Annotated in this window: 1 protein-coding gene; it reads left to right on the forward strand. The window is 54.7% G+C overall.

The genetic code is table 11. The annotated features are described in order from the left end of the window. A partial coding sequence (locus AC1RO3_RS09235) for a hypothetical protein (protein ID WP_481764124.1) occupies nucleotides 1-267 on the forward strand: 267 nt, incomplete at both ends.

A 267-nucleotide genomic window follows, 5' to 3' on the forward strand; every position in this document is an offset into this window, starting at 1 on the left:
TGCCTATACAGCACTGCTCGATGTTCAAGATCAGTTCGGATTCGTGGAGAAGCTAGTGTGGATCGCGCAGTTCATCATGGGTATGGACGTGCTTAATGGCGCAAAGCACCCGAAACTGTGGTGGAACAACGCGAACAAGGCGGTGTTTGCCGAAGTCAAGAAGCTGAAGCTGAACCGTGGCTTCAAGGCTGCGGTGTTGGCTAAGTTGCTGCACGTTCAGGCGCAAGCCGGCCAGTTTGCGATTCCCGCAACCGATCTTCTGGCTGC

The organism is Dellaglioa sp. CoH-57-MRSF-19 (assembly GCF_056781975.1).